The organism is Variovorax gracilis (assembly GCF_030317115.1).
In the GTDB taxonomy this organism is placed as follows: Bacteria; Pseudomonadota; Gammaproteobacteria; order Burkholderiales; family Burkholderiaceae_C; genus Variovorax; species Variovorax gracilis.
The window spans coordinates 362,820-386,944 of record NZ_JASZYF010000002.1; the positions used below are offsets into that span (position 1 = coordinate 362,820).

Here is a 24,125-nt window from a genome sequence, read left to right on the forward strand (position 1 = left end):
GTTTGCACGCACTGGGTAGATAAGGCCTGTCGCCTTGTCAGTGCGGGGTGATGATGTTAACGTCCCCTTACACTTTTGGGCCGAGCTGCCCCCTAACAGCATGACACGACATCCGTTGCCCGCGGCCCGCCCTTCGGCCATCCGCCCGACTCCGACGATCTCTGGTCGGAACCAGCTTTCCGTTCTCAGTGCTGCTGTTGCCTTGGCCCTGGGCGCGTTCGGCGCCGATGCCAGCGCTTTGGCGCTCGGCCGGCTCAACGTCCAGTCGGCTCTGGGCGAACCGCTTCGCGCGGAAATCGAAGTCACCGAGATCACCCCGGCGGAAGCGGATGGTCTCAAGATCAATATCGCTTCATCCGAAGCCTTCCGGGCGGCCGGCGTCCCCTACAACTCCGCGTTGTCGGATGTGAAGGTCGGGGTCCAGAAGCGCGCCGACGGGCGCTACGTAGTGCGGCTGTCCAGCGACCGCATGGTCAGCGAGCCCTTCATTGACCTGCTGCTCGAAGCCAACTGGAGTTCGGGCCGGATCATGCGCGATTACACGGTCCTGCTCGATCCGCCGACCAGCCGCCAGGCCGCCAGGACCGCACCGCTGGCACCGACGGCGCCCCAGATCAGCCCGACACGGCCGCAAGTTGCTGTCCCGGCCGTCGTCCAGGCGCCTCCCGCGGCCCGCAGGCAGCGCCCGACGCCGGTTGCACCGGTCGCCCCGGCGGAGGCAGATGCCGTCCGCACCGGCGGCGGCGAGCAGATCACGGTTCGCCCCGGCGACACCGCCAGCAAGATCGCGGGCGCGTACAAGCCGGCCGACGTATCGCTCGATCAGATGCTCGTGGCCCTGTTGCGCGCCAATCCCAATGCCTTCATTGGTGGGAACATCAATCGGATCAAGGCGGGCGCAGTACTGGAAGTGCCGGGCGCGCCCCAGGCCGAATCCATTCCACCGTCCGAAGCGCGCCGCACCGTCACTGCACAGAGCCAGGATTTCAGCGAGTACCGCCGCCGCCTCGCCGACAACGCACCGACTTCGCAAGTGGCCGACGCCGGCCGCCAGGCCGAAGGCAAGGTGCAAGCCAATGTCGAGGACCGCAATGCGGCCAATGCGCCGACCGACAAGCTCAAGATCTCGCAGGGCATCGCACCCGGCCGCGCGACCGAAGAGCAGCTCGTGCAGGCGCGTCAGGAACAGGCCAACAAGGCCCGTGTCGCCGAACTGTCCAAGAACATCGAGGACATGAACAAGCTGAAGGCCGAGACGGGCAAGTCGCCGTCGGCCGCAGCAAGCCCCGCGCCTGCCACGCCCGCCGCCGTACCGGCTCCGGCAGCCTCGGCCCCCGCAACTCCGGCGCCTGCCGCTGCAGCCTCCCCGGCGGCAACCCCGGCACCTGCCGCCGCCGCGACACCTGCGCCCGCCGCCGCAACGCCGCCGGCCGTGGTCGCGCCGGTTGCAACTGTCGCAGCCGCTGCCGCAACGCCCGCGGCCGAGCCCGCCCCTGCCGCTGCAGCCCCGGCGCCTGTCACCGCGGCGCCTGCCTCGGCAGCCGCGCCCGTCGTCGCGAAGCCGGTCAAGGCCGAAGCGCCCCCGCCGCCTCCACCGCCGAGCTTCTTCGCCGAGCTGATGGAGAACCCGCTCATGGTCGGCGCTGCCGCGCTGATCGCACTCTTGATCGGCTTCCTGCTCTACCGCGTGCTGGGCCGCAAGCGCCGTGATGCCGGCGACAGCGTGTTCATCGAAAGCCGCATTCCCAAGGACTCGTTCTTCGGTGCCAGCGGCGGCGAATCGGTCGATACCAAGAACCGCGGCAATTCCGTGGTGTCCTCGCTGTCGTACTCGCCGAGCCAACTGGATGCCGGCGACGTCGATCCGGTGGCGGAAGCCGACGTTTACCTCGCCTACGGCCGCGACCTGCAAGCAGAGGAAATCCTCCGCGAAGCATTGCGCGTCAACCCGGACCGCACCGCGATTCACCTCAAGCTGCTCGAGATCCACGCGAAGCGTCGTGACCTGCGCGCCTACGAGGCTCTCGCCGCCGACGTGCACAAGCTGACCGGCGGCTCCGGCAGCGAATGGAACCGTGTCGTCGAACTGGGCAAGGATCTCGACCCTGGCAATCCGCTGTACGAGACGGGAAGCCGCGGCGTGTCAGCCGCGGAAGCCGCGGCCTTCGCAGGCACGCTGGCCGCCGCGACGGTCACTGCATCCGCCGCACCTCCCGCGCCGGCCGCAAGCCCTGTCGAAGAACTTGAAGCCGCCGCACCGCCGCCCGCCTTCGTACCCTCGGTTGCTCCGCTGGACTTCGACCTGGATCTGAGCAAGCCATCGGTGGCCCCCGCCACCGCGCCGGCGCCTCTCAGCGCCAGCCTCCCGCCTGCTCCTGCCCCGGCGCCGGAGCCCTTCGTATCGACGCTGCGTGAGGCACCGCGTGCCATTCCCACCGCGATGGGCATGAATGGCGTGAACGGTCACGTGAACGGCCACGCCGCAGGCAGGCTCGACCTCGAGAACGACTTCGACACGGCCCCCGGCGCCCTCGAACCGATCACTCGCGCTCCGTCGCTTCCGGAAGAAGAACGCACACAACCGGCTCCCTTGCGCGCCGGTGCCGGTCTCCCGGCGGATTCCGGCTTCATCGAGTTCGACATGAGCTCGCTGGCCGGCCTGTCGAATCGCACACCCGCCGACACGGAACGCGGCCGGCTCGAGCCGCTCGAGGAAAGCGGCGAAAGCCCGCACGCGATCAAGCTCTCGCTGGCACGTGAACTCAAGGCGCTGGGCGACGTCGAAGGCGCCCGTTCGCTGGTCGAGGAAGTGGCTGCCGAAAGCTCCGGCGACATCAAGGCCGAAGCCAAGCAACTGCTCGGCCAGCTTCACTGAGTGGCCGCGCCGCCACCCATGTCCTCGTGAGGCTGGCGCTCGGCGTCCGCTACAACGGCCAGGCGTACCAGGGCTGGCAGAGCCAGCTCTCGGGCCTCACTGTTCAGGACAAGCTGGAAGCGGCGCTCACGCAGTTTGCCGCCCAACCCATCTCCACGCTCTGCGCGGGCCGCACCGACGCCGGTGTCCACGGCCTGATGCAGGTGGTGCATTTCGACACTTCCGTCGAGCGCACACCCTTCTCCTGGGTGCGCGGCACCAACCGCTACCTACCCGACGACATTGCGGTGCAATGGGCGCAACCGGTGCCGGAGCAGTTCCACTGCCGCGCCAGTGCGCTCGCACGCCGCTACCTGTATGTGCTGTCGCAATCGCCGGTCAGGCCAAGCCTTGACGCGGGCCGGGTTGGCTGGTCGATGCATCCGCTCGATGGCGATGCGATGCGGGCCGCCGCCGCCATGCTGCTGGGCCAGCACGACTTCAGCTCGTTCCGTGCTTCGGCCTGCCAGGCGCGGTCGCCCGTCAAGGACGTTCGCCGCATCGCGATCACCCGCCACGGCGAGGCGGAGCGCTGCCGCTGGCATTTCGAGTTCGAGGCCGACGCCTTTCTGCACCACATGATCCGCAACATCATGGGTTGCCTGGTGCGCATCGGCCGCGGCGACGAACGCCCGGAGTGGATGCGCGAGGTGCTGGAAGCGCGCAGTCGCGTCGTCGCTGCGCCGACCTTCTCGCCCAACGGGCTTTATTTTCTCGGACCGCTCTATGCGGCCGGCTGGGGCTTGCCGCCCGAGGCAACGATGGACGGCACGGGCGCTGCGTATGATGGCCCGCCATGACTGCCGCCGTCGCCACTGCCCGTACCCGAATCAAGATCTGCGGGCTTACCCGTGAGCAGGATGTGGATGCCGCCGTCCAGGCCGGTGCCGATGCGATCGGCTTCGTTCTCTACCCGGCCAGCCCGCGCGCGGTGGCTGTCGAACGCGCGGCCCAGTTGGCGGCGTGCCTGCCGCCATTCGTGACGCCGGTGCTCCTGTTCGTCAACGAAACCGCGGAAACGACCGTGAATGCGCTGTCCAAAGTGCCCGGCGCCATGGCCCAATTCCACGGCGACGAAACGCCCGCCCGATGCTGGGATGGCTGCGGCCGGGGCGCCTACCGCTTCATGCGCGCAGCCCGGATTCCCCTGGGTGCGGCCGGCGCCGGCTTCGACCTCGTAAAATACGCATCCGATTACTCCCGCGCCCAGGCCATCCTGCTCGACGCCCATGTCGAAGCGTATGGCGGTGGCGGCAAGGCATTCGATTGGTCACTTCTTCCACCCGCCGTCGACGCTCACCTCGTCTTGAGTGGTGGGCTCACACCTGCAAACGTGGGCGATGGCATTCGTCAGCTGCGGACGCGCTGCAAATCGCTGTCCGTTGACGTGAGTTCGGGCGTCGAAGCCTCCAAGGGCATCAAGGACGCCGCAAGGATTCGCGATTTCGTGGCCGCGGTACGTGCGGCCGATGCCTCTTCCTGATTTGCCGCTGGCCGCCGCCTCGATCGTCTGGCGCCGGCCGGCCCACCGATCGAGACCATGAACACCTACCAGCAACCCGACGCCAGCGGCCACTTCGGCATCTACGGCGGCACCTTTGCCAGCGAAACGCTGACCCACGCGATCAGCGAACTGCGAGACGCCTACGCGAAGTACAAGGACGACCCCCAGTTCCAGGCCGAATTCCACTACGAGCTCGCACATTTCGTGGGCCGGCCTTCGCCGATCTACCACGCAGCCCGCACGAGCCGCGAAATGGGCGGCGCGCAGATCTATCTGAAGCGCGAAGACCTGAACCACACCGGCGCCCACAAGGTGAACAACACCATCGGCCAGGCGATGCTCGCGAAGCGCATGGGCAAGCCCCGGGTGATCGCCGAGACCGGTGCCGGCCAGCACGGCGTGGCAACTGCCACGATCTGTGCGCGGTACGGCCTCGAATGCGTGGTCTACATGGGCAGCCAGGACGTCCAGCGCCAAAGCCCCAACGTCTACCGCATGAATCTGCTGGGCGCGACGGTGGTGCCGGTGGAATCCGGCAGCAAGACCCTCAAGGACGCGCTCAACGAGGCGATGCGCGACTGGGTCACCAATGTCGAAAGCACCTTCTACATCATCGGCACGGTGGCCGGCCCGCACCCGTACCCGACCATGGTGCGCGACTTCCAGAGCGTGATTGGCAACGAGTGCATCGAACAGATGCCGGCCATGCTGGCTGCGCAGGGCATCACCGGCGAAGCCGAGGGCAAGCAGCCCGACGTGGTGGTCGCCTGCGTGGGCGGCGGCAGCAACGCGATGGGCATCTTCCATCCCTACATTCCGTTCGCGAGCACCCGCCTGATCGGCGTCGAGGCGGCGGGCGAAGGCCTGGACAGCGGCAAGCATTCGGCCTCGATCCTGCGCGGCAGCCCCGGCGTGCTGCATGGCAACCGCACCTACCTGCTGCAGAACGAAGACGGCCAGGTGACTGAAACGCACAGCATCAGCGCGGGCCTCGACTACCCCGGCGTGGGCCCGGAACACGCCTATCTGGCCGATATCGGCCGCGCCGAGTACGTCGGCGTCACCGACAGCGAAGCGCTCGAGGCCTTCCACTACCTGTGTCGCACCGAAGGCATCATCCCGGCGCTCGAATCGAGCCATGCGATGGCCTACGCCATGAAGCTCGCCAAGACCATGCGTCCGGACCAATCGATCCTGGTCAACCTCTCGGGCCGCGGCGACAAGGACATCGGCACGGTCGCCGACCTGTCGGGCGTGGACTTCTACGATCGGCCGTCCATGCGCGGCCTCAGCGTGAAGGGAGGCAAGGCATGAGCCGCATTGCTGCAACCTTCGACGCCCTGCAGAAGGACGGCCGCAAGGCGCTGATTCCCTATGTGACGGCCGGCTTCCCCTTTGCCGACATCACGCCCGAACTCATGCACGGCATGGTCGAGGCGGGTGCCGACGTGATCGAACTCGGCGTTCCGTTCTCCGATCCGATGGCCGACGGCCCCGTGATCCAGCGCGCCGGCGAGGCCGCGCTGGCGCTGGGCATCGGCATGAAGCAGGTATTGGCCATGGTCGCGGCGTTCCGGCAGAGGGACGACCGCACGCCGGTCGTGCTGATGGGCTATGCCAACCCGGTCGAGCGCTACGACCTCGTGCACGGCAAGGGGACTTTCATCCGCGACGCGGCCGCTTCGGGCGTCGACGGCCTGCTGGTGGTCGACTACCCGCCCGAAGAGTGCGAAGACTTCGCCGCGGACCTCCAGGCGCATCACATCGACCTGATTTTCCTGCTCGCGCCGACCAGCACCAGCGAACGCATGGCGCAGGTCGGTCGCATTGCGTCGGGCTACGTCTACTATGTCTCGCTCAAGGGCGTGACGGGTGCCGGCAACCTCGACACCGAGGCCGTCGGCCGGATGATTCCGCAAATCCGGCAGCACGTGAAGGTGCCGGTCGGCGTGGGGTTCGGCATCCGGGATGCCCGTACAGCACAGGCCGTCGGCTCCGCGGCGGATGCGGTCGTGATCGGCTCCCGCATCATCCAGTTGATCGAAGACCAGCCCCGCGATGCCGTTGTGCCGCGCGTGCGCGACTTCCTGACCGAGATCCGCCAGGCGCTCGACGCCCTGCCCGCCGCCACGCCCAAGAACGCGGCTGGCCGATAATCCACGCCAACACTAGGAGCCCCCATGAGCTGGCTTGAAAAACTGCTACCCGCCAAGATCGCGCCGACAGACCCGAGCGAGCGCCGCCAGATGCCGGAAGGCCTATGGATCAAGTGCCCGAGTTGCGAAACGGTGCTCTACAAGACCGATCTCGAGCACAACCAGAATGTCTGCCCAAGTTGCGGCCATCACCACCGCATCGGTGCCCGCGCCCGGCTCGACGCCTTTTTGGATCACGAAGGCCGCTATGAGGTAGGCCAGGAGGTGTTGCCGGTCGACGCCCTGAAGTTCAAGGACAGCCGCAAGTACCCCGAGCGGCTCAAGGAAGCGCTCGAGAACACCGGTGAGACCGATGCACTCGTCGTCATGGGCGGCTCGGTGCACAGCATCAACGTCGTGGTCGCCTGCTTTGAGTTCGACTTCATGGGCGGCAGCATGGGCAGCGTGGTCGGCGAGCGCTTCGTGCGCGGCGTCGAGACCGCCATCGAGCAGAAGGTGCCTTTCATCTGCTTCACGGCCACCGGCGGTGCGCGCATGCAGGAAGGCCTGCTGTCCCTGATGCAGATGGCCAAGACCAACGCCTCCCTTACCCGCCTTGCGAAGAAGGGCCTGCCCTACATCAGCGTCCTGACCGACCCGACCATGGGCGGTGTGAGCGCGGGCTTCGCGTTCGTCGGCGACGTGGTGATCGCCGAACCCAAGGCGCTGATCGGCTTTGCCGGCCCGCGCGTGATCGAGTCCACCGTGCGCGTGACCTTGCCGGAAGGTTTCCAACGGGCGGAATTCCTGCAGACCAAGGGCGCGATCGACTTCATCTGCGATCGCCGCGAACTGCGCAAGACGGTCGCCAATACGCTGGCCATGCTGCTGCGCCAACCCGCCGACGCGGTGGTGTAGTCGCACGGAGCCGGCGAGCCCGGCTCGTTCGTGGAACACCGCGGAACCGGCTCTGCCCGGCCGCCGGCGTTGCGCCCGGCACGGGGCGGGCGGCTACATGAAGTGTGCAAGCCTGGGGGAGAGCAACAAGCTAGCGTCCCAGGGTAAAGACCGAGGCCATGACATTGCCCAGGATGATCGCGCCGACCTGCAGCAAGACGATGGCTGCCAGCGGCGACAGATCGACTCCACCCACCAGCGGAATAAAGCGCCGCAGCGGACGCACCAGCGGCTCCGCCAGCCGCGCGATCAGGTCGTGCAGCATCGACGAGGCGCTTGGCACCCACGAGAGCACGGCATAGACGATCAGCAAGGCCGTGAGCCCCGACACCGCGAGCTGCAGCAAGCCGACGAGCGACACCAAAGGCAGGATCGCCCAGCGCCCCAGCGCGCCCATCAGCAGCCACAGCAGCAGGAACTTCGCCAGCACCAGCAGCCAGGCAGCCACGCCGCTCGCCAGGTCCCAGCGCTTGACCGACGGCACGATGCGCCGCAGCGGCAGCACGATCCAGTCGGTGACCGCGAACACGAAACGCCCCAGCGGATTCCCGAAGGGAACGCGGTGGTATTGCATGTAGAGACGCAGCAAGCAGGCGCCGCCCAGAAGGCCGACGATCACGTCGAGCAGGAACGAAGGAATCTGATAGAGCATGGCGCGAGGTCGTGAGCGGAATGCGATGATAGCCACGCAAGGTTCATCGATGACGACACAACCCCTTCTGAGTTCCCTCCCCTTGTTCCCCCTGGGCACCGTGCTGTTCCCTGGCGGTCTCCTGCCCTTGCGGATCTTCGAGGTGCGCTACCTCGACATGATCGGCAAATGCCACAAGGCTGGCTCTCCGTTCGGCGTGGTCAGCCTCACGCAGGGCTCGGAGGTCCGTCGAGCCGGCGCCGAGCCCGAGAGCTTTGCGGCGGTCGGCACGCTCGCCGTCATCCGCGAGTTCGAAATGCCGCAGTCAGGACTCATGCAGATCGAATGCGTCGGCACGCAGCGCTTTCGCGTCCGCTCCAGCGAATTGCAGAAGTACGGGCTGTGGACGGCCGAGGTCGACTCCGTGCCCGACGACATCGCCCTTGAAGTCCCCAAGGACCTTCAGCACACGGCCGACGCACTGCGCCGCCTCCTCGACACACTTGAAGAGCGCCGTCGCATGGAAGGCGATCAAAGCGTTCGCTTGCCCATCGCGAAGCCTTATCGCTTCGACGATTGCGGCTGGGTCGCCAATCGCTGGTGCGAATTGCTGCCGGTGCAGCCGGAACTCAAGCAGCGGCTGATGGAGCTCGACAGCCCGCTCATGCGCCTCGAATTGGTCGGCGATTTGCTCGCGCGTACCGGCATCGCTGGGTAGCTCGCTACAAATTCAATAGCATCCCAAGCAGCAGCGGCGAGCGCTGCAGGTCGGTCCTTCAGGGGGCTCGGGCGGCTAAAATGGCGGGTTGCGCGCGCTCCCGCCCGCGCCCCATCCTGCCTCCCCATGTCCGACCATCTGACCCCCTCCGTACCCGTTCCTGCCCCCACGCCGGTCGCCGTGACCGACGACAACCAGCTCATCGCCGAACGGCGCGAAAAGCTCAAGGCACTGCGTGCCGCCCAGGCCGACGGCAAGGGTGTCGCTTTCCCGAATGACTTCAAGCCCGGCGACCGCGCCGCCGCCCTCGTCGCGGCACACGGCGAAACACCGTCCGACGTGCTCGAAGCCACTCCCATCGCGGTCAGCGTTGCCGGCCGCATGATGCTCAAGCGGGTGATGGGCAAGGCCAGCTTCGCGACGATCCAGGACGCCACGGGTCGCATCCAGCTCTACATCACGCGAGACGCGGTCGGCGAAGAGGCCTACGCCGAATTCAAGCACTGGGACCTCGGGGACATCGTCGGCGCCGAAGGCTCGGCGTTCAAGACCAAGACCGGGGAGCTCTCGGTCAAGGTCACGAAGCTGCGGCTCTTGACCAAGAGCCTGCGTCCGCTGCCGGACAAGTTCCACGGCATGGCCGACCAGGAGCAGAAGTATCGCCAGCGCTATGTCGACCTGATCACCGATTCCACCGCGCGCGAGCGTTTCGCAGCCCGCAGCCGCGCCGTCAGCGCGTTGCGCGAGTTCATGGTGGCCAACGACTTCCTCGAAGTCGAGACGCCCATGCTGCACCCCATTCCAGGCGGAGCGAACGCCAAGCCCTTCAAGACGCACCACAACGCCCTGGACCAGGAGATGTTCCTGCGCATCGCCCCCGAGCTGTACCTCAAGCGGCTGATCGTCGGCGGCTTCGAGCGCGTGTTCGAGATCAACCGGAGCTACCGCAATGAAGGCATCTCCGTGCGGCACAACCCCGAGTTCACCATGATGGAGTTCTACGCGGCCTACTGGAACTACCGCGACCTGATGGACTTCACCGAAACGCTGATCCGCACGATCGCCGACAAGGCGGTGGGCACGCAGCAACTGACTTACCAGGGCAAGGCGGTCGACCTGAGCCAGCCCTTCGAGCGACTGACGATCCGCGAGGCGATCCTCAAGCACACCGATGCCGGCACGAACGTGGATGACGCCACCTGGCTCGTCAACGCGCTGCGCAAGATCGGCCTGAGCGAGGAAAAGGACAAGCTCTCGCAACGCAGCCTGGCCAGCCTGCAGGTGATGTACTTCGAGGAGACGGTCGAGGAAAAGCTCTGGCAACCGACCTTCATCATGGAGCACCCCACCGAGATCTCGCCGCTCGCACGGGCCAACGACGAGCGCCCGGAGGTCACGGAGCGCTTCGAGCTCTACATCACCGGTCGCGAGTTCGGCAACGGCTTCAGCGAGCTGAATGACGCCGAGGACCAGGCCACGCGATTCAATGCGCAGGTCGCGGCCAAGGACAGCGGCGACGACGAGGCGATGTTCTACGACCACGACTTCGTGCGCGCGCTCGAATACGGCATGCCCCCGACCGGCGGCTGCGGCATCGGCATCGACCGCCTGATGATGCTGCTGACCGACTCGCCGAGCATCCGCGACGTGATCCTGTTCCCTGCGCTGCGTCGGGAATCTTGAGCACGCACGCACCCGCCATCGGGATCGACTTCGGCACGTCGAACTCCGCGGTCGCCTTCGTGGCGGACAACGGGTTGGCGCGTCCGTTGACGCTGGAAGGCTCCGCCACCGCCATCCCGACCGCCCTCTTCTTCAACGCCGAGGATCGCACCACGCACTTCGGACGCGATGCCATCGCGCACTACCTGTCGGGCACCGAAGGCCGGCTGATGCGCTCGCTGAAGAGCCTGCTGGGCAGCTCGCTCATGCAGGAGCAGACCGAGATCCTCAACGAGCGGGTCAGCTTCGAGGACATCGTCACGCTCTTCCTTGCGGAACTCGGCGCGCGCGCTCGCAAGCAGTTGGGCGCGCAACCCGGGCGTGTGGTGATCGGCCGGCCGGTCCGCTTCGTCGACGACGACGAAGAACGCGACAGGCTGGCGGAAGACACCTTGCGCCGGGCTGCGGTGAACGCCGGTCTCGGCGACGTCGAGTTCCAGTACGAACCGATCGCGGCGGCCTTCGACTACGAACGGCGCGTCAGCCGCGAATCGCTGGTACTGATCGTCGACATCGGCGGCGGCACGTCCGACTTCACCGTCGTGCGTCTGGGCCCCGAGCGCACCGCTCGCGCCGACCGGGCCAGCGACGTGCTGGCCACCACCGGCGTGCACATCGGCGGCACCGACTACGACCAGCGCCTGAGTCTCGAGTGCGTGATGCCGCAGCTCGGCTTCCGGCACATCGGGCCTCAGGGCCGCGAGGTTCCGAGCCGGACCTTCTTCGACCTGTCGTCCTGGCATCTGATCAACTGGCTCTACACGCCGAAAGCCATCCGGCAGGTGCAGGACCTGCGCACCAGCTACCTCGACATGCGCCTGCACGAGCGGCTGGTGAATGTGCTGGTCGATCGGCAAGGCCACCGCATCGCCAGCGAGGTCGAGGAGGCCAAGATCCGCACCTCCATGACGAACGATGGCGTGGCGATCGACCTGTCTTGCGCGGAACCTGGCCTGAGCGCGGCACTCGGCGCCGACGACATGGCGCGGCATCTTGCAGCGCTGCTCGACAGCGTGGTGGCCTGCGCACGTGACTGCGTCCGGCGCGCGGACCTCGCGGGCGGCAAGCTCGACGCGATCTACCTGACCGGCGGCTCCTCCGCATTGCGGCCCTTCCAGGGTGCGCTGCGGGCTGCGTTTCCGGGCACGGACCTGGTCGAGGGCGACCTGTTCGGCGGCGTTGCCGCCGGCCTGGCCTACGCCGCGGCCAACGCGCGCACGCCGCAACCCGCATGAAGTACCTCGCCGCGTACCCCGCGGCGCTGCGCGCCCAGGTCGAGCAGCTGGTCGTGCAAGGGCGTCTCGGCGAGTGGCTGCTCAAGCGCTACGGCAGCACGCACGACATCCGCACCGACCGCGCGCTCTACGACTATGTCAACGATCTCAAGAGCCAGTTCATGCGGAACGCCGAGCCGCTCTCCAAGGTCGCCTTCGACAACAAGCTCCACGTGATCCGCAACGCGCTCGGCACTCACACGACCGTCTCGCGCGTGCAGGGAAGCCGGCTGAAATCCAAGCGCGAGATCCGCGTGGCGAGCCTGTTCAAGGAAGTGCCTGCCGAATGGCTGCGCATGATCGTCGTGCATGAGCTTGCGCACATGAAGGAGCGCGAGCATGACAAGGCCTTCTATCAGCTCTGCGCCCATATGGAGCCGGACTACCATCAGCTGGAATTCGACCTGCGCCTGTACCTGACGCACCTCGACGGCGGCGGCGAGCGGCTCTGGTCGGCTGCGGCCTGAGGGCTCACGCCCAGGCCTAGGGACGCGGCAGCATCCCGATGGCGCATCGGTACACGGGTGATTGCTGCAGCGCGGCCCAATCCGATGCGGGAGCACAAGGCAGAAGGCTTCGCCGGCGCAGCTCACTGGCTGCATTCGGCACCCACCTGCCACTGCGCTGCGCAGCGGCGAAACCGTCGAGCAGTTCGTCCAGCGCGGCGCCCTCGCCCACGCTCTGGTTGCACAGCAAGGCCAGGTCACAGCCCGCCCCGAGTGCGGCGAGCGCAGCATCGGTGTAGCTCAGCAGTTCACCCTGCGCGCGGCGCGCAGCCTCCATGCTCAGGTCGTCGCTGAACACAGCGCCCTCGAACGCAAGCTTGTCGCGCAGAACCTGCTGCAGCCACTTCGCCGAGAAGCCGGCCGGCCGATCGTCCACCTTGGGATAGATCACGTGGGCCGGCATCACGGCGGCGAGCGTGCCGGTCAGCCAGTCGTAGGGGCGCGCATCGTCGGCGAGGATCGCCTTGAGGCTGCGCCGGTCCACGGGGATCGCGACGTGGGAATCGGCCTTGACGAAACCGTGCCCCGGAAAGTGCTTCCCGCAATTGGCCATGCCCGCTTGCAGCAGACCGTGCATCAGGCTGCGGGCCAGCATCGCGACCACGCGCGGATCGCGGTGAAAGCTGCGGTCGCCGATCACGCTGCTTTCGCCATAGTCGAGGTCGAGCACCGGCGTGAAGCTGAAATCGACGCCGCATGCCCGAAGCTCGGCTGCCAGGACGTGGCCGCATGCGACGGCGACCTGGGTAGCACGCAGGGCATCGTCCATCCAGAGCTCGCCGAGCACGCGCATCGACGGCAGGCGCGTGAAGCCGTCGGTGCGAAAGCGCTGCACGCGGCCGCCTTCATGGTCGACGCAGATCAGGATATCGGGGCGCAACGCCTTGATCTCGGCGTTCAGGGCAGTCATCTGAGCCCGGTCATGCCAGTTGCGCGCGAAATGGATCACGCCGCCCACCAGCGGGTCGGCGAGCCGGCGGCGATCGGCCGCAGTCAGTTCGGTGCCCGCGACGTCGATGATCAGCGGGGCATGCAGTGCGTTGTCATTCATTGGTGGCGTTCGACCACGACGAAGCTCGCCGCGTAGTCGGTTTCATCGGTGACAGTCACGTGGGCGCTCAGGCCCTCCGCTTCGAACCATTCCTTGAGGCCGCCGTGCAGAACGATCACGGGCTTGCCGCTCTTCAGGTTGGCGATCTCGCACAGACGCCAGCTCATCGGCATGTGCATGCCCGTGCCAATGGCCTTGCTGAATGCTTCCTTGGCCGAGAAGCGCGTGGCCAGGTAGCGCAGGCCGCGTTGTGGCCAACGCGCGCTGCGGGCCTGCCAGATCGCGTACTCGGCGTCGCTCAGGACCCTCTGCGCAAAGCGATCGCCCTGGCGCTCGAAGGTCGCGGCGATGCGCCGGACGTCGCAGATGTCGGTGCCGATGCCGTAAATCACTTGGCGTCGGCGATGCGCTGCAGGTACTCGCGCGTCGCCGCCGTGTAGCCGAGTTCCAGCGAGTCGGCGACGAAGGCATGGCCGATCGACACCTCGCGCACGGCCGGAACGGAACGCAGGAACTCGGTCAGGTTGTCGCGGCTGAGGTCATGGCCGGCATTGACTTCGAGGCCGGCGGCGTGCGCCGCGCGCGCCGCGTCGACATAGAGCTTCAGCACGGCATCCGCCTTGGGGGTGTCGCGGGACGCGGCGTAGCCCTCGGTGTAGAGCTCGATCCGGTCGGCGCCCACGGCCTTGGCCGCGGCCATCATGTCGGGATTCGGGTCCATGAACAGGCTCACACGCACGCCCAGCGCCCGCGTTTCGGCGATCAGCGGCCGCAGGCGTTCGGCATCCTCGGGGAAGCTCCACCCGTGGTCGCTGGTCGACTGGGTCTCGCTGTCGGGCACGAAAGTGGCCTGATGCGGGCGGAGCTCGCGCACGAACTCCATCAGGTTGTGAAAAGGGTTGCCTTCGATGTTGAATTCGGCCTTGGGCCAATCCTTGCGCAGCAGCGCGGACAGGTCACGCACGTCCTGCGGACGGATGTGGCGTTCGTCGGGCCTCGGGTGCACCGTGATGCCGTGCGCGCCGGCATCCAGGCACAGCGCGGCGGCAAAGAGCACGCTCGGGATGCCGAGCGGCCGGGTGTTGCGCACCAGCGCCACCTTGTTGAGGTTGACGGACAAGGCGGTGGATTTCAGAAGGCTCATAGGGCTTGCAGGTCTCGCATCATCTGCCGCGTACGCAGCGTTGCAACGCCGCAATGGTAGTTGAGCGAGGTGCGCAGGAGACTGCGCAATGCGCCGTTGACGCCGGCGCAGGCTCTCAAGGTGGCGGTGAAGGGCGCGCGATCGTCGAGCGCGGCTTGCAGCACCTGCCAGTCGGCACCTTTCAGCGCGGCCTCGTCGTCGGCCGCTTCGCGCAAACCGGCCTCGGGCACCAGCGCATAGCGGGCATCGGGCGACAGGGGTGCCAGCGTGAGCGTCTGGGCGTCGAGCGTGGGCAGAAGGCCGACCTCGCGCAGCAGCAACAGCTCGAAGGCGCGCAGCGCGGCCGATTGAGTGGCGGCCTGCGCGCCCGCATGCTCGCTCGCCAGCACCTGGACCACCGCAGCGTAGGCATCGAACAGCGCCTCGTGGGGATCGTCGCGGGCCAGGAGGCGCAGCAGGAGTTCGTTGACGTAGTAGCCCGACAGCAGCGCCTCGCCGGTCGGCATCACGTGCCCTCCCATCCACTCGGCGCCTTTGAGCGTCCGGATCTCGGCGTCGCCGCTGAAGTTGAGCTGAAGCGGCTGCAGCGGCAACAGCACGGGCCGAAAATTGGAACTGGGCCGCTTCGCGCCCTTGGCCACGATCGCGATGCGTCCGAGGTGACGCGTGAAGGTTTCGAGGATCAGGCTCGATTCGCTCCAGTCATAGCGATGCAGCACATAGGCCGGCTCGTGCGAAACGCGCTTTAAGGCCATACGCCCGGGGCGTGCTCATTCATAGCCGAAGGAGCGGACCCTCGCTTCATCGTCGGCCCATCCGGAACGCACCTTGACCCAGAGTTCGATGAAGACCTTGGCGTCCATGAGCTTCTCGAGTTCCTGCCGTGTCTCGGTGCCGATGCGCTTGATGCGCTCGCCCTTGTCGCCGATGACCATGGCCTTGTGGCCGTCGCGCTCGACGACGATCGTCGCGGCGATCTTGAGCAGCCGCTTATGGCCCTTGCGGGCGGGAGGCTCTTCCTCGAACTTGTCGATGATGACGGTGGAGGTGTAGGGAAGCTCGTCGCCGGTCAGGCGGAACAGCTTCTCCCGCACCATTTCGCTGGCAAGGAACTGTTCGCTGCGGTCCGTCAGTTCATCCTCGGCGTACCACCAGGCTTGCTCAGGCAGGTACTTTTCGCAGATGCCGAACAGGCGCTCGATGTCTTTCGGGTTCTTGGCCGACATCGGCACGAACTCGGCGAAGGCGTGCTTCTGCTGCATGGTCTGCAGCCACGGCGCGATGTCGCCGCGGCGATGGACGTTGTCCAGCTTGTTGGCAATCAGCACCGTCGGGATGCCGGAGCCGAGCAGCTTCAGCACCCGCTCATCCGCCGGCGTGAAGCTGCCGGCTTCGACGACGAACAGGATGAGGTCGACGTCCGACACCGCACCCACCACCGTCTTGTTGAGCGAACGGTTCAGCGCGTTGGCGTGCAGCGTCTGGAAGCCCGGCGTGTCGACGAAGACAAACTGCGTCGCGCCCAGCGTGCGCATGCCGGTGATGCGATGACGCGTGGTCTGCGCCTTGCGCGAGGTGATGCTGATCTTCTGGCCCACCAGCGCATTGAGCAGCGTCGACTTGCCCACATTGGGCTTGCCGACGATGGCGACAAGGCCGCAGCGCTGGCCTGTTTCGGCGCCGGGGGCTCCGGCCCCGCCTTCAGGCGCTGGAGGATGGGATTCGATGGGGTCGTTCATGGGGATGCCTTCGCGCCGCGCGCCTTGAGCCGGATCAACATGGCCGCCGCGGCGGCCTGCTCACCGGCGCGGCGCGAGCCGCCGATGCCGCGCTCGCGAAGGCCCAGTTCAGGCACCTCGCATTCGACATCGAAAGTCTGCTTGTGGGCCGCGCCGAGCGTGCCAACCACGCGATAGACCGGCAGCTTCATTTTGTGGCCCTGGAGCCATTCCTGCAATTCGGTCTTCGGGTCCTTGGCCGCCGCATCCATGCGCGGGTTGATCTCGACGGATTCGTAGAGGCGGTGCACCAGCGCCTGCGCGGCGCCATAGCCGGCATCGAGGTAGACCGCGCCGATGACCGCCTCCAGCGCATCGGCCAGGATCGACGGACGATTTTGACCACCCGAGCGCGACTCGCCTTCGCCAAGACGCAGCAGCGGCGACAGCGACAGCTTGAGCGCCAGTTGGTGCAGCGTGTCCTGCTTGACCAGATTGGCCCGCACGCGCGACAGATCGCCCTCCGGCAGTGCCGAAAGACGCGCGTAGAGCAGATGCGACACGGCGAGGTTGAGCACCGAATCGCCAAGAAACTCGAGGCGCTCGTTGTGATCGGCCGAAAAACTGCGGTGCGTCAGCGCCAGTTGAAGCAGCCGAACGTCGGAGAAGGGATGCTGAAGACGCGCCTGCAGCGCGCCAAGCCCAGCTTCACTCACGGCGCGTTCAACGCCATGGCGCAGGCCGGGAAAGCCAGGCCCCATCCAGAAACACCGTGGAGCCGGCTTAGCCGGTCCACCGGTGTTGCCCCCTCCAAGGGGGTGGGCGGCCACACGAAGTGGGCAAGCCTGGGGGTGTGCATTTACTTGGATTGGCCCTGGTATTTCAGGACCAGGTAGGCAGGACCGAAGAGGTGGATTTCACGATCGTAGGCAAAGGACACGACCACCTTGTCGCCGTCCTTCTTCACGTCGAGATCCCTGCCGCTGACCGATTTGAAGTCGTCGATGGCCTGGGCACGGTCGAAGATGGCGCGGACTTCCGGCACCGTGGTGCCCTCCTTCGCCCTGTTCGCAGCCTTGGTGATCGCCTGGTATTCGATCAACGTGGGAATCACCTGCGCAACGACCACGCCGACGCAGGCCACCACGATGGCCACGAACAGCAGCCCCACGAACGAGATGCCGCGCTGTTGATGCCTTGTCTGCTTTGCTCTCATGCCCTCTACCCCTCGATTGAAACGCTCGAATATTTATTGGAAGCCGCCGATGCGCTTGAAATTGCCGAAATTCATCCAGACCAGGAAGGCTTTGCCAACGATGTTCCTGTCAGGGACGAATCCCCAATAGCGCGAGTCCAGGGAATTGTCCCGGTTGTCGCCCATCATGAAATAGTGACCCTCGGGCACCTTGCACACCACGCCTTCAACACTGTAGCGGCAATTCTCCTGATAAGGGAAAGCCATGATCTCGGCTTCGGACAACCCCGCACGGCGGCTGTCGTCATTGAGCAATTTGTGTTCCTTGTCGCCCAGCTTTTCGGTGTATTGCTTGAGGTAGCGCATGGCCTCCTCGTCAAAATACTCGGGAATCGCATCCTTGCTCACCGGCTGGCCATTGATCGTCAGCTTCTTGTTGAGGTAGGCCACCTCGTCGCCCGGCACGCCGATCACGCGCTTGATGTAGTCCATGCTCGGCTTGGGCGGGTAACGGAAGACCATGACGTCGCCCCGCGCGGGCGGGCGGCCATCGGTGATCTTGGTGTTGATGACCGGCAGGCGCAGGCCGTAGACGAACTTGTTCACCAGGATCAGGTCACCGGTGAGTAGGGTCGGCATCATGGAACCGGACGGGATCTTGAACGGCTCGAACAGGAACGAGCGCAGCAGGAACACAGCCAGGATGACGGGAAACAGGCCGGCAGTCCAATCCAGCCACCACGGTTGCATGACCAGGCGCTCGCGCGCCTTGGTGTCGACGGTATCGACCTGGGTGATTCCCTGTTTTGCGAGTTCTTCGCGTCGCTGCGCCAGCGATGCGTCGAGCGCCGCCGCAGCGCGACGGCGCTTCGGCAGGAAATAGAAGCGCTCGGCCACCCAATAGATTCCGGTGACGAGCGTCGCGAGAAACAGCAGCAGCGCGAAGTTGCCTTCGACCACGCCGAAATACCAGGCGCCGATGTACCCTGCAAAGGCTGCAAGGATCAATGAAGTGAGGAATGCCATCTTTTAGTCTTCGACCTGAAGGATGGCGAGGAAGGCCTCTTGCGGGACTTCGACCGAGCCGATCTGCTTCATTCTTTTTTTGCCCGCCTTTTGCTTCTCGAGCAGCTTCTTCTTGCGGGTGATATCGCCGCCATAGCACTTGGCGAGCACATTCTTTCGGAGGGCTTTGATTGTCTCACGCGCAATGATGTTGGCCCCGATCGCAGCTTGGATCGCGACGTCGTACATCTGGCGGGAAATGATCTCGCGCATCTTGGACACCACTGCCCGGCCGCGGAATTGGCTCTGGCTGCGGTGCACGATGATGGACAGCGCATCGACCTTGTCGCCGTTGAGCAGGATGTCGACCTTGACGACGTCCGACGCGCGGTATTCCTTGAACTCGTAGTCCATCGAGGCATAGCCGCGGCTGACCGACTTCAGCTTGTCGAAGAAATCCAGCACGATTTCGCCGAGCGGCATCTCGTAGGTCAGCATGACCTGCCGCCCGTGGTAGGCCATGTTCATCTGCACGCCCCGCTTCTGATTGGCGAGCGTCATCACGGAGCCGACGTATTCCTGCGGCATGTAGAGGTGCACCGTGACGATCGGCTCGCGGATCTCCGCCATCTTGCCGACGTCGGGCATCTTGGAAGGGTTCTCGACCATGATCACTTCGCCGTCGTTCTTCACGACCTGGTAGACCACGCTCGGCGCGGTCGTGATCAGGTCCTGGTCGAACTCGCGCTCCAGCCGCTCCTGCACGATCTCCATGTGCAGCAAGCCCAGAAAGCCGCAGCGGAAGCCGAAGCCCAGCGCCTGGCTCACTTCGGGCTCGTAGCGCAGCGAGGAATCGTTGAGCTTGAGTTTCTCGAGCGCATCGCGCAGCGAGTCGTACTCGCTCGCTTCGGTCGGATAGAGGCCTGCGAACACCTGCGGCTGGATTTCCTTGAAGCCGGGAAGCGCCTCGGTCGCGGTGGCAGCGGCGCCGCCGGTCCCGGGCTTGATCAAAGTGACGGTGTCGCCGACCTTGGCCGCTTGCAGTTCCTTGATGCCGGCGATGATGTAGCCCACTTCGCCCGCTTCCAGCGACGCGCGGGGCTCATTGGCCGGCGTGAACACGCCGATGTTGTCCGCGTTGTACATCGCACCGGAGGCCATCATCTTGATGCGCTCGCCCTTGGCGAGGCGGCCGTCGACCACACGCACCAGCATCACCACGCCGACGTAGGCATCGAACCAGCTGTCGATGATCATCGCGCGCAATGCGCCAGCGGGATTGCCGCGAGGCGCGGGCATTCTGGTCACCACCGCCTCGAGGATCTCGTCGATGCCCATGCCCGTCTTCGCGGAGCACGGAATCGCATCTGTCGCATCGATACCGATCACGTCTTCGATCTCGCCGCGCGCGTTGTCGGGGTCCGCGTTGGGCAGATCCATCTTGTTGAGCACAGGCACCACTTCGACACCGAGATCGAGCGCGGTGTAGCAGTTGGCAACGGTCTGCGCTTCGACGCCCTGGCTTGCATCGACGACGAGCAATGCGCCTTCGCATGCAGAGAGCGAGCGACTCACTTCGTATGAGAAGTCGACGTGGCCCGGTGTATCGATCAGATTGAGGTTGTAGACCTGCCCATCGCGCGCCTTGTAGTGCAGCGCAGCGGTCTGTGCCTTGATGGTTATCCCACGCTCTTTCTCGATGTCCATCGAGTCGAGCACTTGCGCTTCCATCTCGCGTTCGGCGAGGCCACCGCAACGTTGGATCAAGCGATCCGCAAGCGTCGACTTGCCGTGATCGATGTGCGCAATGATCGAAAAGTTTCTGATGTGATTCATCAACGGGAACGCTTAAGTACTTGAATTGGCTCGTGCGCAGAAGGCGACAGGCAAGAAAAAAGGGCGCGTCCACAAGAGACGCGCCCTGAACCAACAAGCAATGGCAACTGCAGTAGTTGGAACTTCATTGTAGGCAAAAAGGGGGGCGCGTACAGCCGGGCCGGAGCCCTGGAACGGTCGTTGCGGGTCAGCAACATGGGACTTGTAAACAGCTTATCAACAGAATCGGTGGACCGTTTCCTTAACAACTTGTGGGCGAACTGTGGAGCGCCGGTGGATGGGCAGCGGGTATCTCGCATCGTGAAGATTCCGGGGTCGCTTATGCGCCGACTGGTACCCGACAGCACTCTATTCTACCGAAAATCATCATTAGACGACTTTTAAGTTAGTGAGCACCAACCAAAATCGATCGTGTCGCTGGCCAAGAAAAATTTCATCATGCTGCTGTCCGCACGCGACAGCGTCCCAAAAAACGGGCCCCAAACCCGACTGAAGGGTGGGGCCACTTGACGCATCGCGCCGGATCAGCGTGAAGGCCGGATCAGCGCATATTGCGCCCAGTCGCCCCGGCGGAACAGCAGGGTGACGGGCTTGCTCTTGTCGCTCTTGGACAGTACAGCCTCGAACTCCTTGACGGTGGCGATCTCCGTGTTGCTGATCGCGAGAATCACGTCGCCTTCGCGCAGCCCGGCTCGCGCGGCGGCATCGGTCGCCGCGTCGATCTTGACCCCACCCTTGACCTTGAACTCTTTCTTCTGAATGTCAGTGAGATCGCTGAGCACGAGCCCCATGGACTTCGTGGCAGCCGATGGCGGCTTGTTGGCCGGCTCCTCACGATCCGCCACGCGCTTGGCGGGCTTTTCGGGCTCGATCTCGGCGATGGTCACGTTCAGGTCGCGCGAACTGCCGCGGCGGAACACGGTCACCAGACTCTTCGTACCCGGCTTCGTGTTGCCGACGAGGCGCGGCAAGTCGCTGGGCTTCTCGATGGACTTGCCGTCGAACTTGGTGATGATGTCGCCCGGCTCGATGCCGGCCTTCTCGCCCGGCGAGCCCGACTCGACGCCGCGCACGAGAGCGCCCTGCGCCTTGCCAAGGCCGATGGACTCCGCCACGTCCTTCGTGACCTGGTCGATCTGCACGCCGATGCGGCCGCGCGAAACGCGTCCGAATTGGCGCAGTGCATCACTCACGCGAATCGCCTCGTCGATCGGGATCGAGAACGAGATGCCCATGAAGCCGCCGGACCGCGAATAGATCTGGCTGTTGATGCCGATCACCTCGCCGCGCATGTTGATCAGCGGGCCGCCCGAGTTGCCAGGGTTGATGGCAACGTCGGTCTGGATGAAGGGCAGGTAGTCGCCCGTGTCGCGCTGCTTGGCGCTCACGATGCCGGCGGTGACGGTGTTCTCCAGGCCGAACGGCGACCCGATGGCCATGACCCATTCGCCCACGCGCACCTTGGACACGTCGCCGACCTTGACCGCCGGGAGCCCCGTGGCATCGATCTTCACGACCGCCACGTCAGTGCGCTTGTCGGCGCCGATGATCTTTGCCTTGAACTCGCGCTTGTCGGGCAAGGTCACCAGCACCTCGGATGCGCCGTCGACCACGTGTGCGTTGGTCATCACATAGCCATCGGACGACAGGATGAAGCCGGAGCCCACGCCGCGCGGACGCTCCTCCTCCTGGGGCTGCTGGGGACGGTTCGGTCGCGGACCCTGCCGCGGAACACCGGGCATCGGCTGGCCGAAGAATCGCCGGAAGAATTCCTGCATCTCCTCGTCCATCTCGCCGTTGTTGCCCCCCTGCGCCACCTTCTCGACGGTTCGGATGTTGACCACTGCCGGGCCGACCTGGTCGACGAGGTCGGTGAAGTCCGGGAGCACGCGCGCCTGCGCGTTCGCGGGTGTCGCAGGCAGCAGCGCGGCAGTCGAAGCAACCGCCATGGCGCAGGCCAGAAGACATGAACGGAATGTGTTCCCTTCGATCTTGAACATCATCGGTTTCTTTCGTTGAGACTAGGACTGGAACAAGGATATTCTGCGAACGCTCGCGGAACTGCAGGCGAGAGCCTCGACCTGCCGGCTCACCGCGTACGCGTCAGGCTCTGTGCAAGCGCGTCGAGTGTTTGCGGCGGCACTTCGCCAACCGCAGTCAACCACCAATCGCCGTCCTTGTCGACCAGGCGGCGGGTGAGCGTGTAGGTGGCACCGAGTGCAAGGAGGACCTCCTGCGGCTTGCGTTGCGCGTCGTAGGGCTCGACGAACAGCGAGACCGAAGCCAGTCCGTCCGAGAAGGTCCATTGCATCGTGTGGCCTTGCGCATCGTTCCCCATGGCGCGCCGATAGCAGTTGACGGGCTTGAAGCCTGCCACTGGCGCCTTGAGCGACCAGCCCTCGCGCTGCGCCGTCGTGCGCTCAAGCTCGGACTTCTCGACGCGGTAGCCCGCGGTGCTGCCCATCATCTGGGTCAGGGAGTGCGTCTTGACCGGCGCATCGAGCTGAAGCTCGGAAAAAGCGGACTGCTCGATCACCTTGCTGTCGCCATCGATGGTCTGCAGCTTGACGACCAGGCCCGAGCGACGCTCGCTCCAGACGCGGTAGCCAAATCGGAAGCTGTCGCGAGGCTCCACCTGCACCACGTCCGCATCGAAGCCCGCCACGCGGTCCTTGCCGATCACGCGCACCCCGTACAAGGCGGCGATGGACGAGTCGGGATTGCCCAGCAGGTTGGGGAACAGCTCGAGGTTCTCGCGCTTCTCGCTCTTGACGACCTTCGATTCGGGCAGGAAGGTCACGACCTTGTCGTTGCGACGAAAGGTCGAGCGCGGTGGGCCGGACAAGGCCTCGATGCGCTCCATCTGGAGATCGCCCTCGGAGACGTGCCAGATTCGGGCACTGGAGAGCGTGCCCGTCGCAGCCGAGACGACGAAAGTCCCGATGTAGCTGCGTTGCCGCGAGGCCGTGTGCATGCGCTGGAGCCACTCGACCACGCCCAAGGTCGGCGTTTCGCCGCCCGTCGCATTCGAAGGACTGGGCGTCTTGGGCGGCGACGAAGCGGTCCGACTCTGGGCGATAGCGGCCTGCGCCATGCACAGGGCCGCCATCAAGGTCACGAAGCCACGCACAGAAATCGGCATTGGAACAATCATCACGACGTGCAGGGCGCGATCAGCGCGACGGCCTCTCGAAAGTCGCGTTGCGCAGGAAGCCCGAGGGCATCTGCGACGCCCCGCCTGCCTGCTGGTGCGCTTCGAGCAACTGATCCAGGCGCGGATCGCGCAGCATGATCTGCGGGTTGCCGTTGCCGACCATGACACGCGTCGGCGTCAAGGCTTGGGCCGCTGGCTGGGCGGCAGCCACGATGGCCGGTGCCGCCTGCGGCACCGCGGCCAACTGTGCCCCGGGCGCTCCGGGGCCGCCCATCCCGACCCAGTTCCACCCGATGGCGGCCGCCGCAGCCAGGGACGCCGCGCCGGCAACCAGCTTCCATCGGAACACCGGCTCGTTGGCAGCCTCGACGTGGCGCCGCGCCGGCGCCGACTCAGGGAGCACCGGTATCAAAGACGGGATCACGGGCTCCGCGGCAAGCCGTCCCTGCAGGCGGGACAGGAAGAGCGAGGTGTCGCTGCAGGTCGCGTGGACGCCGGAACGCAGCACGTCCCCGACCAGGTGGTAGGTCTGCCACGTCGCGCGCAGGTCGTCATCGACGCAAAGCTTGTCGATCACCTGGGCGAACTCGTCGTCCTGCAAATGACCATCGGCGAGCGCCGAGACCTGTTCGTGGACCGTATTTGTCTTGTTCATTTCATT

23 protein-coding genes are annotated in these 24,125 nt (G+C 65.6%); 10 read left to right on the forward strand and 13 right to left on the reverse strand.

Annotation, left to right across the window (positions count from 1 at the left end; all coding sequences use genetic code 11):
- The first annotated feature begins 40 nt into the window (after window positions 1-40).
- The 6 genes from QTH97_RS07340 to accD are packed head-to-tail and all read left to right on the forward strand — an operon-like array spanning window position 41 to window position 7,471.
- Window positions 41-2,875, forward strand: coding sequence for a motility hub landmark protein FimV (locus QTH97_RS07340; RefSeq protein ID WP_353655624.1), 2,835 nt, complete (start codon window positions 41-43; stop codon window positions 2,873-2,875).
- Between the two features lie 26 nt (window positions 2,876-2,901).
- Window positions 2,902-3,714, forward strand: coding sequence for a tRNA pseudouridine(38-40) synthase TruA (gene truA / locus QTH97_RS07345; RefSeq protein ID WP_286567432.1), 813 nt, complete (start codon window positions 2,902-2,904; stop codon window positions 3,712-3,714).
- Window positions 3,711-4,397, forward strand: coding sequence for a phosphoribosylanthranilate isomerase (locus QTH97_RS07350; protein ID WP_286567433.1), 687 nt, complete (start codon window positions 3,711-3,713; stop codon window positions 4,395-4,397). Before truA ends, QTH97_RS07350 begins: the two co-directional genes overlap by 4 nt.
- Window positions 4,398-4,454: 57 nt before the next feature.
- Window positions 4,455-5,732, forward strand: a complete 1,278-nt coding sequence (gene trpB / locus QTH97_RS07355; RefSeq protein ID WP_286567434.1) for a tryptophan synthase subunit beta — start codon at window positions 4,455-4,457, stop codon at window positions 5,730-5,732.
- Window positions 5,729-6,574, forward strand: a complete 846-nt coding sequence (trpA, locus tag QTH97_RS07360; protein WP_286567435.1) for a tryptophan synthase subunit alpha — start codon at window positions 5,729-5,731, stop codon at window positions 6,572-6,574. The genes trpB and trpA overlap by 4 nt, the downstream gene beginning before the upstream one ends.
- 24 nt (window positions 6,575-6,598) lie before the next feature.
- Window positions 6,599-7,471 carry an acetyl-CoA carboxylase, carboxyltransferase subunit beta gene (accD, locus tag QTH97_RS07365; RefSeq protein WP_286567436.1) on the forward strand — a complete coding sequence of 291 codons (873 nt, stop codon included), beginning with the start codon at window positions 6,599-6,601 and terminating at the stop codon, window positions 7,469-7,471.
- A gap of 130 nt (window positions 7,472-7,601) precedes the next feature.
- Here accD and QTH97_RS07370 read toward each other — a convergent pair whose 3' ends face one another.
- A complete protein-coding gene (locus tag QTH97_RS07370; RefSeq protein WP_286567437.1) occupies window positions 7,602-8,162 on the reverse strand; it encodes a YggT family protein in 561 nt (186 codons plus the stop codon).
- 49 nt (window positions 8,163-8,211) lie between these two features.
- Between QTH97_RS07370 and QTH97_RS07375 the strand changes: the two genes are divergently transcribed.
- From QTH97_RS07375 to QTH97_RS07390, 4 genes are all read left to right on the forward strand, one after another.
- Window positions 8,212-8,859: an LON peptidase substrate-binding domain-containing protein gene (locus QTH97_RS07375; protein ID WP_286567438.1), complete on the forward strand. Its 648-nt coding sequence runs from the start codon at window positions 8,212-8,214 to the stop codon at window positions 8,857-8,859.
- A gap of 126 nt (window positions 8,860-8,985) precedes the next feature.
- Window positions 8,986-10,542: a lysine--tRNA ligase gene (gene lysS / locus QTH97_RS07380; RefSeq protein WP_286567439.1), complete on the forward strand. Its 1,557-nt coding sequence runs from the start codon at window positions 8,986-8,988 to the stop codon at window positions 10,540-10,542.
- Window positions 10,536-11,816, forward strand: coding sequence for an Hsp70 family protein (locus QTH97_RS07385; RefSeq protein ID WP_286567566.1), 1,281 nt, complete (start codon window positions 10,536-10,538; stop codon window positions 11,814-11,816). The genes lysS and QTH97_RS07385 overlap by 7 nt, the downstream gene beginning before the upstream one ends.
- Window positions 11,813-12,322 (forward strand): M48 metallopeptidase family protein, encoded by a 510-nt coding sequence (locus tag QTH97_RS07390; protein WP_286567440.1) that lies wholly within the window; start codon window positions 11,813-11,815, stop codon window positions 12,320-12,322. The genes QTH97_RS07385 and QTH97_RS07390 overlap by 4 nt, the downstream gene beginning before the upstream one ends.
- A 16-nt stretch (window positions 12,323-12,338) precedes the next feature.
- Here the strand turns inward: QTH97_RS07390 and nagZ are convergent, their stop codons facing one another.
- The 12 genes from nagZ to QTH97_RS07450 all read right to left on the reverse strand — a co-directional run bounded on the left by nagZ (window position 12,339) and on the right by QTH97_RS07450 (window position 24,119).
- The gene (gene nagZ, locus QTH97_RS07395) at window positions 12,339-13,412 is read right to left on the reverse strand and encodes a beta-N-acetylhexosaminidase (protein WP_286567441.1); all 1,074 of its coding nucleotides are present in this window, start codon (window positions 13,410-13,412) and stop codon (window positions 12,339-12,341) included.
- Window positions 13,409-13,804, reverse strand: coding sequence for a holo-ACP synthase (gene acpS / locus QTH97_RS07400; RefSeq protein WP_286567442.1), 396 nt, complete (start codon window positions 13,802-13,804; stop codon window positions 13,409-13,411). The genes nagZ and acpS overlap by 4 nt, the downstream gene beginning before the upstream one ends.
- On the reverse strand, window positions 13,801-14,556 hold the full coding sequence (locus QTH97_RS07405) for a pyridoxine 5'-phosphate synthase (RefSeq protein ID WP_286567443.1): 756 nt from the start codon (window positions 14,554-14,556) through the stop codon (window positions 13,801-13,803). The genes acpS and QTH97_RS07405 overlap by 4 nt, the downstream gene beginning before the upstream one ends.
- Window positions 14,553-15,311: a DNA repair protein RecO gene (gene recO, locus QTH97_RS07410; RefSeq protein WP_286567444.1), complete on the reverse strand. Its 759-nt coding sequence runs from the start codon at window positions 15,309-15,311 to the stop codon at window positions 14,553-14,555. The genes QTH97_RS07405 and recO overlap by 4 nt, the downstream gene beginning before the upstream one ends.
- 15 nt (window positions 15,312-15,326) lie before the next feature.
- Window positions 15,327-16,295 (reverse strand): GTPase Era, encoded by a 969-nt coding sequence (gene era / locus QTH97_RS07415; protein ID WP_286567445.1) that lies wholly within the window; start codon window positions 16,293-16,295, stop codon window positions 15,327-15,329.
- On the reverse strand, window positions 16,292-17,035 hold the full coding sequence (gene rnc / locus QTH97_RS07420; RefSeq protein WP_444813393.1) for a ribonuclease III: 744 nt from the start codon (window positions 17,033-17,035) through the stop codon (window positions 16,292-16,294). Before rnc ends, era begins: the two co-directional genes overlap by 4 nt.
- 98 nt (window positions 17,036-17,133) lie before the next feature.
- Window positions 17,134-17,490 carry a DUF4845 domain-containing protein gene (locus tag QTH97_RS07425; RefSeq protein WP_286567447.1) on the reverse strand — a complete coding sequence of 119 codons (357 nt, stop codon included), beginning with the start codon at window positions 17,488-17,490 and terminating at the stop codon, window positions 17,134-17,136.
- Between the two features lie 33 nt (window positions 17,491-17,523).
- Window positions 17,524-18,495 carry a signal peptidase I gene (gene lepB, locus QTH97_RS07430; protein WP_286567448.1) on the reverse strand — a complete coding sequence of 324 codons (972 nt, stop codon included), beginning with the start codon at window positions 18,493-18,495 and terminating at the stop codon, window positions 17,524-17,526.
- A 3-nt stretch (window positions 18,496-18,498) separates the two neighbouring features.
- Entirely contained in the window at window positions 18,499-20,310 is a 1,812-nt protein-coding gene (lepA, locus tag QTH97_RS07435) for a translation elongation factor 4 (RefSeq protein WP_286567449.1), read from the reverse strand.
- 524 nt (window positions 20,311-20,834) lie between these two features.
- On the reverse strand, window positions 20,835-22,313 hold the full coding sequence (locus tag QTH97_RS07440; protein ID WP_286567450.1) for a DegQ family serine endoprotease: 1,479 nt from the start codon (window positions 22,311-22,313) through the stop codon (window positions 20,835-20,837).
- 86 nt (window positions 22,314-22,399) lie between these two features.
- A complete protein-coding gene (locus QTH97_RS07445; RefSeq protein ID WP_286567451.1) occupies window positions 22,400-23,464 on the reverse strand; it encodes a MucB/RseB C-terminal domain-containing protein in 1,065 nt (354 codons plus the stop codon).
- 19 nt (window positions 23,465-23,483) lie between these two features.
- Window positions 23,484-24,119 carry a sigma-E factor negative regulatory protein gene (locus QTH97_RS07450; RefSeq protein ID WP_286567452.1) on the reverse strand — a complete coding sequence of 212 codons (636 nt, stop codon included), beginning with the start codon at window positions 24,117-24,119 and terminating at the stop codon, window positions 23,484-23,486.
- Window positions 24,120-24,125: the final 6 nt, after the last annotated feature.

Coding starts and splice junctions, on each gene's coding strand:
- QTH97_RS07350 (WP_286567433.1), top strand. CDS start 3,711: ATGACTGCCGCCGTCGCCACTGCCCGTACCCGAATCAAGATCTGCGGG.
- trpB (WP_286567434.1), top strand. CDS start 4,455: ATGAACACCTACCAGCAACCCGACGCCAGCGGCCACTTCGGCATCTAC.
- trpA (WP_286567435.1), top strand. CDS start 5,729: ATGAGCCGCATTGCTGCAACCTTCGACGCCCTGCAGAAGGACGGCCGC.
- accD (WP_286567436.1), top strand. CDS start 6,599: ATGAGCTGGCTTGAAAAACTGCTACCCGCCAAGATCGCGCCGACAGAC.
- QTH97_RS07370 (WP_286567437.1), bottom strand. CDS start 8,162: ATGCTCTATCAGATTCCTTCGTTCCTGCTCGACGTGATCGTCGGCCTT.
- QTH97_RS07375 (WP_286567438.1), top strand. CDS start 8,212: ATGACGACACAACCCCTTCTGAGTTCCCTCCCCTTGTTCCCCCTGGGC.
- lysS (WP_286567439.1), top strand. CDS start 8,986: ATGTCCGACCATCTGACCCCCTCCGTACCCGTTCCTGCCCCCACGCCG.
- QTH97_RS07390 (WP_286567440.1), top strand. CDS start 11,813: ATGAAGTACCTCGCCGCGTACCCCGCGGCGCTGCGCGCCCAGGTCGAG.
- nagZ (WP_286567441.1), bottom strand. CDS start 13,412: ATGAATGACAACGCACTGCATGCCCCGCTGATCATCGACGTCGCGGGC.
- QTH97_RS07405 (WP_286567443.1), bottom strand. CDS start 14,556: ATGAGCCTTCTGAAATCCACCGCCTTGTCCGTCAACCTCAACAAGGTG.
- recO (WP_286567444.1), bottom strand. CDS start 15,311: ATGGCCTTAAAGCGCGTTTCGCACGAGCCGGCCTATGTGCTGCATCGC.
- era (WP_286567445.1), bottom strand. CDS start 16,295: ATGAACGACCCCATCGAATCCCATCCTCCAGCGCCTGAAGGCGGGGCC.
- rnc (WP_444813393.1), bottom strand. CDS start 17,035: ATGGGGCCTGGCTTTCCCGGCCTGCGCCATGGCGTTGAACGCGCCGTG.
- QTH97_RS07425 (WP_286567447.1), bottom strand. CDS start 17,490: ATGAGAGCAAAGCAGACAAGGCATCAACAGCGCGGCATCTCGTTCGTG.
- lepB (WP_286567448.1), bottom strand. CDS start 18,495: ATGGCATTCCTCACTTCATTGATCCTTGCAGCCTTTGCAGGGTACATC.
- lepA (WP_286567449.1), bottom strand. CDS start 20,310: ATGAATCACATCAGAAACTTTTCGATCATTGCGCACATCGATCACGGC.
- QTH97_RS07440 (WP_286567450.1), bottom strand. CDS start 22,313: ATGATGTTCAAGATCGAAGGGAACACATTCCGTTCATGTCTTCTGGCC.
- QTH97_RS07445 (WP_286567451.1), bottom strand. CDS start 23,464: ATGATTGTTCCAATGCCGATTTCTGTGCGTGGCTTCGTGACCTTGATG.
- QTH97_RS07450 (WP_286567452.1), bottom strand. CDS start 24,119: ATGAACAAGACAAATACGGTCCACGAACAGGTCTCGGCGCTCGCCGAT.